Annotated in this window: 7 protein-coding genes; 3 read left to right on the top strand and 4 right to left on the bottom strand. The window is 70.7% G+C overall.

All coding sequences use genetic code 11. The features are described 5' to 3' along the window. On the bottom strand, nt 1-637 hold a 637-nt coding region (locus tag ABZ833_RS20890), incomplete at its 3' end, for an epoxide hydrolase (RefSeq protein ID WP_361048717.1). A 103-nt stretch (nt 638-740) separates the two neighbouring features. Here ABZ833_RS20890 and ABZ833_RS20885 point away from each other — a divergent pair. Together ABZ833_RS20885 and ABZ833_RS20880 are read left to right on the top strand one after the other, a co-directional pair. Continuing rightward, the gene (locus ABZ833_RS20885) at nt 741-1316 is read left to right on the top strand and encodes a CGNR zinc finger domain-containing protein (RefSeq protein WP_361048715.1); all 576 of its coding nucleotides are present in this window, start codon (nt 741-743) and stop codon (nt 1314-1316) included. A gap of 116 nt (nt 1317-1432) precedes the next feature. Next, on the top strand, nt 1433-1813 hold the full coding sequence (locus tag ABZ833_RS20880) for a DUF664 domain-containing protein (protein WP_361048713.1): 381 nt from the start codon (nt 1433-1435) through the stop codon (nt 1811-1813). Here ABZ833_RS20880 and ABZ833_RS20875 read toward each other — a convergent pair. Together ABZ833_RS20875 and ABZ833_RS20870 are read right to left on the bottom strand one after the other, a co-directional pair. Next, entirely contained in the window at nt 1770-2948 is a 1179-nt protein-coding gene (locus ABZ833_RS20875; protein WP_361048711.1) for an acyl-CoA dehydrogenase family protein, read from the bottom strand. The two genes, ABZ833_RS20880 and ABZ833_RS20875, sit on opposite strands and share 44 nt — an antisense overlap. A gap of 222 nt (nt 2949-3170) precedes the next feature. Further along, nucleotides 3171-5390: an NADP-dependent isocitrate dehydrogenase gene (locus ABZ833_RS20870; protein ID WP_361048709.1), complete on the bottom strand. Its 2220-nt coding sequence runs from the start codon at nt 5388-5390 to the stop codon at nt 3171-3173. A gap of 227 nt (nt 5391-5617) precedes the next feature. Here ABZ833_RS20870 and ABZ833_RS20865 point away from each other — a divergent pair, with 227 nt between their 5' ends. Further along, on the top strand, nt 5618-6922 hold the full coding sequence (locus tag ABZ833_RS20865; protein WP_361048707.1) for a cytochrome P450: 1305 nt from the start codon (nt 5618-5620) through the stop codon (nt 6920-6922). On the opposite strand, the gene ABZ833_RS20860 is transcribed toward ABZ833_RS20865, so the two are convergent. Then, the gene (locus ABZ833_RS20860) at nt 6912-8495 is read right to left on the bottom strand and encodes a phosphodiester glycosidase family protein (protein ID WP_361048705.1); all 1584 of its coding nucleotides are present in this window, start codon (nt 8493-8495) and stop codon (nt 6912-6914) included. The two genes, ABZ833_RS20865 and ABZ833_RS20860, sit on opposite strands and share 11 nt — an antisense overlap. Between the last annotated feature and the right edge of the window lie 58 nt (nt 8496-8553).

Raw genomic sequence — 8553 nt, 5'->3', positions numbered from 1 at the left:
CCTCCGCGAACAGTGTGTGGATGCCGAGAACGTGCGCCGGGAACCTGCCGCCGAGAACCGTGGTGATATTGCCTCCCCAGTCCCCGCCGTGGGCCACGAACTTGCTGTAGCCGAGCCGTCCCATCAGCTCCACCCAGGCGGCCGCGATCTTCTCGGTCCCCCACCCGGTGGTGGCCGGCTTGTCGCTGTAACCAAAGCCCGGCAGCGACGGAACCACGACGTGGAACGCGGGCGCGCCTACGTCTTTCGGATCCGCCAGCTCGTCCACTACGTCGATGAACTCGGCGATGCTGCCCGGCCAGCCGTGCGTGAGGAGCAGAGGCGTGGCATCTGCGCGCGCGGATCGGCGGTGCAGGAAGTGGATTCCCAGATCATCGATGGTCGTACGGAACTGGCCGATCCGGTCAAGACGCTCTTCGAACGACCGCCAGTTGTACCCGGTGCGCCAGTAGTTCACGACATCGACGAGGTCGGCGCGAGGAACACCCTGTTCCCATCGGCGAGGCCCGGGCGCGGCGCCATGGACCGTCTCGGCCTCCGGCAGTCGCGCCGCGGCCAGTCGCGCGCGCAGATCGTCGAGCTCGGCGTCGGTTGCGCGGGCTTCGAATGCTTGGACGTCGCTGGTTGGACGGGGCATGAGACCTCCTGGCCATCGCGGAACCGGCTGCGAACCATGGCGAACCGGCTAAGACGGTTCTACTACGCCTTCATGTCACCGTGCAACCAGCTAAGGTGGTTCCATGCATGCTGGATTCCCTGACTTCCGCCTCGGTTCCGTGCTGGCGACCAGCTTCACGGGGACTCTGTCGGAGCGCCATGGCGACGCCGTGGAGCGCATCCCTGTGCCGCAGCGCCTCGTCGACTGGCTGGCGGTGAACGGCCTCACCGTGGACTCCTGCACCACTGCCCAGCTCGACCTCGCCCGGCAACTGAGGGAGTCGATTCACGCCGCCGCGACAGCAGCCGCGAGCCAGGAGGCTCTCCCTGCGTCTGCCGTCCAAGTCATCAACGACTTCAGCACTCAGGGGCGGGCCGCTGCCATCCTGACGCCCGAGGGTGAGCGGCGATGGCGGCTCAGCTCTGCCACCTGCGTGGAAGATGCCCTCAGCGTGATCGCCGCCGACGCGATCAACATCATCTCCGGCGAGCGAGACGGAAAGTTGGCCTTGTGCGCATCACCAACCTGCCAAGCCGCCTTCTTCGACACCAGCCAGAGCCGCACCCGCAAATGGTGTGACATGAACACATGCGGGAATCGGCAGAAGAAGGCGCGCTTCAATGCCAATCAGCGCAAGAACCCCAGACCGGCGGAGTGACCGTCACTTCGGTCCATCCAAGTGGGCGCCTGCGACGCAGATTTCGCATGGTGAAGCAGATGGGGCCGTCGAAAAATCCCTCGACATGGTCGCGGTGAACGGAAACGCTTCGCGCGATGACAAGAGTCGATGACACACCGCCCGCGTGGGACGAAAGCAAGGCACTCCTGCCGGGCTCACCGCTGATGGCCATGAGCGGAGTGATCAACCACCTGCGCTGGGTCGAGTACTACTGGTTCCAGGTGGTCTTCCTCGGCGAGGAAGACCGGGGCCCCTGGACCGAGGAGGACCCCGACCGCGAGATGCGTATCGCCGTCGACTTCCCGCTCACGCAGTTGCTCGACGATGCTCGACGGCACGACCGGCAACTAGAACCGGCGGCGATCACGGGCGGAGCCAGAGTGCAGCGGACTGACGAGCAAGGCCCACCAAGAAGTCCTCATCACACCGGCGTCAGCGGCGCACCCGCGGCATCCCGAGCCCGATCCAGGAGATGATCTCGCGCTGGATCTCGTTGTTGCCGCCGCCGAAGGTGAAGATGACGGCGCTGCGGTAGCCGCGTTCCAGCTCGCCGTGGAGGACCGCGCCCGCGGAGCCCTCCTTGAGGGAGCCCGCCGAGCCGACCACCTCCATGAGCCAGGCGTACGCGTCCCTGCGCGCCTCGGAGCCGTAGACCTTCACGGCGGAGGCGTCCTGGGGGGTGAGGGTGCCCTCCTGGACCGCGTTCACCATCTGCCAGTTGAGGAGCTTCATCGCGTCCAGCTTGGTGTGCGTCCTGGCCAGGCGCTGGCGGACCCAGCTGAGGTCGATGACCCGGCGGCCGTCGGCGAGCTTGGTGTCGGCGGCCCAGCGCTGCACGTTGTGGAAGGCGCGGATGGCCATGGTGCCGTGCGCGGCGAGCGTGACGCGCTCGTGGTTGAGCTGGTTGGTGATGAGCCGCCAGCCCTTGTTCTCCTCGCCCACCCGGCGCGCGGCGGGGACGCGGATGTTCTCGTAGTAGCTCGCCGTCGTGTCGTGCGAGGCAAGGGTGTTGATGATGGTGCAGGAGTAGCCGGGGTCGCTCGTCGGCACGAGGAGCATGGTGATGCCCTTGTGGGGCGGGGCGTCCGGGTCGGTGCGGACGGCGAGCCAGACCCAGTCGGCGGTGTCGCCGTTGGTGGTCCAGATCTTCTGGCCGTTGACGACATACTCGTCGCCTTCCCTGACCGCCTTCGTCTTGAGCGCCGCGAGGTCGGTGCCCGCGTCCGGCTCGCTGTAGCCGATCGCGAAGTCGAGTTCACCGGAGAGGATCTTCGGCAGGAAGTACGCCTTCTGCTCGTCCGTGCCGAACTGCATCAGGGTCGGCCCGACGGTGTTCAGGGCCATGAGGGGCAGCGGGACGCCGGCCTGGGCGGCCTCGTCGAAGAAGATGAACTGCTCCATGGGCGAGAGCCCGCGCCCGCCGTACTCCTTGGGCCAGCCGACGCCGAGCCAGCCGTCGGCCCCGAGCCGGCGGATGGTCTCCCGGTAGAACTGCTTCTGCGCCGCGGGGTCGGCGTACCGGGCGTACGCGTTGTCGGGCACCAGCTCGGCGAAGTACGTGCGCAGCTCGGTGCGCAACTGCCGCTGCTCAGGCGTGTATTCGAGGTGCACGGCCCCTCCTGCTTTCGCTGGCTCCCCGGGCTTGGGCTTGACGGCGCACACAGTAGAACGCGTTTCAGTAATAGGGAATGGCAGTGACGCCTGCGCCCGCAAGAGCACCGCCTTCTTCGCCGCGGCGGGAGCTCTCCGCCTGTGGCGGACACCACCACCGACATGGGTCCGCCCCGGCAGCGATGTCGCTGCCGGGGCGGACCCATGTCAACCGGAACTCACTCAGCCGAGCAGGCCGAGCGCCTTGTTCAGCGTGGCCGAGGGGCGCATCACGGATGCGGCCTTCGCCGAGTCGGGCTGGTAGTAGCCGCCGATGTCGGCGGGCGAGCCCTGGACCGCGTTCAGCTCGTCGACGATCGTCTGCTCCTGCTCGACCAGTGTCTTGGCCAGCGGGGCGAACGCCTCGGCGAGCTTGGTGTCCGCGGTCTGCTTGGCCAGCTCCTGGGCCCAGTACGTGGCCAGGTAGAAGTGGCTGCCGCGGTTGTCGATGCCGCCGACGCGACGGGTCGGCGACTTGTCCTTCTCCAGGAACGTCGCCGTCGCGCGGTCGAGGGTGTCGGCCAGGACCTGGGCGCTCGCGTTGTCCGTGGTCTGCGCGAGGTGCTCGAAGCTGGAGGCGAGGGCGAGGAACTCGCCCAGGCTGTCCCAGCGCAGGTAGTTCTCGCGGACCAGCTGCTGGACGTGCTTGGGGGCGGAGCCGCCCGCGCCCGTCTCGAAGAGGCCGCCGCCGTTCATGAGCGGAACGATGGAGAGCATCTTGGCGCTGGTGCCGAGCTCGAGGATCGGGAAGAGGTCCGTCAGGTAGTCACGCAGGACGTTGCCGGTGACCGAGATGGTGTCCTCGCCGCGGCGGATCCGCTCCAGGGAGAACGCCGTGGCGTCCACCGGCGACATGATCTCGATCTGGAGACCCTCGGTGTCGTGCTCGGGCAGGTACGCCTTGACCTTCTCGATGAGCTGCGCGTCGTGCGCGCGGGTCTCGTCGAGCCAGAACACTGCGGGCGAGCCGGTCGCGCGGGCGCGGTTGACGGCCAGCTTGACCCAGTCGCGGATCGGGGCGTCCTTGGCCTGGCACATCCGGAAGATGTCGCCGGTGGCGACGGTCTGCTCCAGGACGACGTTGCCGGCCGCGTCGAGCGCGCGCACCGTGCCGGACGCGGCGATCTCGAAGGTCTTGTCGTGGCTGCCGTACTCCTCGGCCTTCTGCGCCATGAGGCCGACGTTGGGCACCGAGCCCATCGTCGCCGGGTCGAAGGCGCCGTTGGCGCGGCAGTCGTCGATGACGACCTGGTACACGCCGGAGTAGCTGGAGTCGGGAAGGACCGCGAGGGTGTCGTGCTCGCCGCCGTCCGGGCCCCACATGTGGCCGGACGTACGGATCATCGCGGGCATGGAGGCGTCGACGATGACGTCCGACGGCACGTGCAGGTTGGTGATGCCCTTGTCGGAGTCCACCATCGCGAGCTCGGGGCCCTCGGCCAGCTCGGCCTCGAAGGACGCCTTGATCTGCTCGCCCTCGGGCAGCGCGCCGAGGCCGTTGAGGATGCCGCCGAGACCGTCGTTCGGGGTCAGGCCCGCGCCGGCGAGCGCCTCACCGTACGCGGCGAACGTCTTCGGGAAGAAGGCGCGCACGACGTGGCCGAAGATGATCGGGTCGGAGACCTTCATCATCGTGGCCTTGAGGTGCACGGAGAACAGCACGCCGTCGGCCTTGGCCTTGGCGATCTGCGCGGTGAGGAACTCACGCAGCGGGCCGACCCGCAGCACGGCCGCGTCGACGACCTCGCCCGCGAGTACCGGTACGGACTCGCGCAGGACCGTGGTGCTGCCGTCCTCGCCCGTGAACTCGATGCGCAGCGTGCCGGCCTCGGCGATGGTCGCGGACTTCTCGGTGGAGCGGAAGTCGTCGACGCCCATGGTCGCGACGTTCGTCTTCGAGTCGGCCGTCCAGGCACCCATGCGGTGCGGGTGCGCCTTGGCGTAGTTCTTGACCGAGGCGGGGGCGCGGCGGTCGGAGTTGCCCTCGCGCAGGACCGGGTTGACGGCGCTGCCCTTGACCTTGTCGTAACGGGCGCGGATGTCCTTCTCCGCGTCGGTCTTCGGGTCGTCCGGGTAGTTCGGCAGTGCGTAGCCCTGCGACTGCAGCTCGGCGACGGCCGCCTTCAGCTGCGGGATCGACGCCGAGATGTTCGGCAGCTTGATGATGTTCGCGCCGGGCGTCTTGGCCAGCTCGCCCAGCTCGGCGAGGGCGTCATCGATGCGCTGGCTCTCCTCGAGGAACTCGGGGAAGAGAGCGATGATGCGCCCGGCCAGGGAGATGTCACGGCTCTCCACGGCGACCCCGGCCGTCGAGGCGTAGGCCCTGACCACCGGCAAGAACGAATACGTCGCGAGGGCCGGGGCCTCGTCGGTCTGGGTGTAAATGATGGTCGAGTCAGTCACCGGGTGCTCCGCTCCACGTCTGCAACATTGCTCGACATCAAGATATCTCGTGATCGCCTCCTCCCACGAAGCGGGCCCGGTTCCGAACGTCACAGTCCGTAGCACCCGTCACCGTAGGCATCCGCTTCGGCACTGGCGGTTGCTGTCCGGTTCCCACAGACGCGGTCCCGCGTTCCTGGCGAGGGGCCCGATCCCGGCGGTGGGGCCGCCGCGGCAAGGATGAGCGGGTGATCGCTTCCCTGGACCCCGCAGACACTGCAGACCCCGCAGACCCCGCCTTGGACCCCGCAGACCCCGCCTTCGCCCGCGACCCGTATCCGTACTACGCCCGCCTCCGCGAGCAGGGGCCCGCCGCGCGGGTTCCCCTCGCCAACGGAACGTACGCCTGGCTCGTGACCGGGTACGAGCACACGCGGGCCGTCCTCGCCGACCCCCGCTTCTCGAACGTGCCCCCGCGGGGCGCCGGGCGGCCGAAGGGTGACTCCCCCGCGCAGCGCGCCCGCGCCTGTCTGGCGCGGCACATGCTCAACTCCGACGCCCCGGACCACACCCGGCTGCGGCGGCTGACCACCGCCGCGTTCGCCCCGCGCCGCGTCGACGCGCTGCGGCCGCGGATCGAAGAGCTGACCGCCGGGCTCCTGCACGAGATGGCGGTGCGGCTGCGGCGGGACGGCAGCGTGGATCTCGTGGACGCCTTCGCCTTCCCGCTGCCCGTCCTGGTGGTCGGTGAGGTGCTCGGGGTGCCGGAGGCCGACCGGGCGGATCTGCGGGAGTGGACCTACCGGGTCGGCTCGCCCGCCGACGCGCTGGAGCCGGGCGCGGTGGACGAGGCGTGGACAGGCCTGTACGCCTACTTCACCGAGCTGATCGCCCGCAAGCGGCGCGCCCCCGGCTCCGACCTGTTCAGCGCGCTCACGCAGGACGCGACGGAGGGCGGGCTCGACGACGGCGAGCTGCTCGCCATGGCGTTCCTCCTCCTGTTCGCCGGCTACGAGACCACCATGAACCTCCTCGCGTCGGCCTCGCTGCTGCTGCTCACGCACCCCGACGAGCTGGCGGCCGCGCGGCGTGATCCCGCACGCTGGCCGGCCGTCGTCGAGGAGACGCTGCGCCACGCGAGCCCGCTGGAGGGCACGACGTGGCGGCACACGACCGAGGACGTCGACCTCGGCGACGGCGTGGTCATCCCCGCGGGCGCCTCCGTCCTCGCGGTGCTCGCCGCCGCCAACCGCGACCCCCGGCACTTCCCGGAGCCGGACGTCTTCCGTCCGGGCCGCCATCTGGCAGGGGCCGGCGGTACGCGCCCGGCGCCCCACGCCGCCTTCGGCCACGGACCGCACTTCTGCGTCGGCTCACGGCTCGCCCGTCTGGAGGCCACGATCGCCCTCCCCCGGCTCCTCGCGGCCTTCCCCGGCCTTCGCCTGACGGCCGACCCGGCTCAACTCTCCTACCGGCCCGGCCTCTTGGTCCGCGGCCCGCGCCACGTCCCGGTCACCACCGCTCCGCTGCCCGCCCCGGCGGTCAGCGCGTGAGCAGCAGCGCGTCGCCCACCGCGCGCTCGGTGCCGTCGGACGGCGAGTTGATCACCTTGCCGTTCACGGCCATGGTGACCGAGCCGCCGCCGTCCAAGGCCATGGCGCGCACCGCGCCGAGCGACTTCATCAGCTCCGCCCCCTCGTTGAGCCCGAGCCCGTCGCTGTAGCCGGGCTGCCGCCCGTCCGCGCCGACCAGGAGCATGCGGCCCTGCCGGTCGACGCCCAGGAGCATGCGCGGATTGCGCTTGATGCCCCAGGTGTACGCGAAGGAGGGGTCGCCGGGGTGCTCGATGCCGTCGGCGGCGTGGTTCACCGCGACCTTGCCGTCCCGCACCAGTTCGGGACCGCCGTTGACGATGTCGTCCTGCGGGCCGAGCTTCAGCTCCCGGCCCCGCTCGTCCAGGATCCGCTGGCGCACCTGCACGGCGCTGCCCTGCTTCGCGTGCGTACGCAGCCAGGTGGCACCGGTACCAATGCCCGCGAGGACGCTGCCGCCCTCGGGCACGGCGCCGCCGCGCGCACGCACCTCCTGCACGCGTCCGCGCGCGTCGAGCACCGCCTCCACCCCGTCGCCCGCCGGGGTGTCCGCTCCGAGCTCGTCGGTGAACCTCACGATCTCGTCGGGGTCGGTGCAGGTCACGTCGTGCTGCGGCCGCTGGGTGGGGGCATCGCCGCCGACACCGCCGCAGTTGCGCACCAGGCCCGGCACGCGGTTGACGCCGTCCACTACCGCGGACGCCGCGCCCGCGCGGACCCTCAACTCCGTGCTGAGCTTCCTGAACTCCGGGCGCAGGCCGTCGCCGCGCAGCACCGCCGCGATCCGGCCGTCGGTCGCCGCGCTCTGCAACTCCCCGTCGTACGCGGCGATTCCGGCCGCCGCGCCCGGCACGCCGTCCTTGCCCTCCATGACGAAGAAGCCCGCGTTGACACCGAGCAGGGCGCCGCCGCCCGATGCCATGTCGCTCACCGTCTCGCGACCGGCCACGCCCTTGCCGTACGTGCCCTTCAGCGCACCGCGGTAGCGCTTCGGGTCGACGATCGCCACCTTGACCCGGGCGACTCCGGTGCCGGGCACGCCATCGGCGCCGGTCCACTCGCTCACCGCGTCGAACCCGGCGGCGGCCAGGGCCTTGCGTCCGGCGTCGGCATCGGCCCGCGCGGCGTACTCCCCCACCCGGACCCGCACCCCGATCACGCCGTGCCGGTCGGAGCCCCGCGGCCACGCGACCGCCTCGGCACGCGCGCCGAACCCGGCGCCGCGCACCCGTTCCGCCAGCGCCTGCGCGTCCCGTTCGGCGGCGAGGTGGGCGCCGTTCGCGCGCACCGTGACCGTCCAGTGGTCGGCGCCCGGGCGGCCCGAGACGCTCCCCTGGTACAGGTCGACGCCGGAGGCGAGGCGTTCGTGCTGCCAGTCGGCGATCGGCCCGGGGACAGCGGCAGTCGGCGCGGCGGCGGCAGCGGTGTCCCCGTACCGGTCGACGACGACACCGGGGGCGAGAAGCCCCGCCGCGGCGGCGGCGACCACCGACACCTTCGCGGCGGCTCTGAACGGACGGCGTACGAGGGCCACGGGAACTCCTAGGTCGCATGAGGTACACCGCAGCGAACGCGAGCGCGCGGACGGCGAT

The sequence above is a fragment of the Streptomyces sp. NPDC047525 genome, assembly GCF_040643025.1.
GTDB lineage: Bacteria > Actinomycetota > Actinomycetes > Streptomycetales > Streptomycetaceae > Streptomyces > Streptomyces durmitorensis.
The sequence above is the reverse complement of the archived record's forward strand: the minus strand, read 5'-3'. Positions and strand labels throughout refer to the sequence as shown.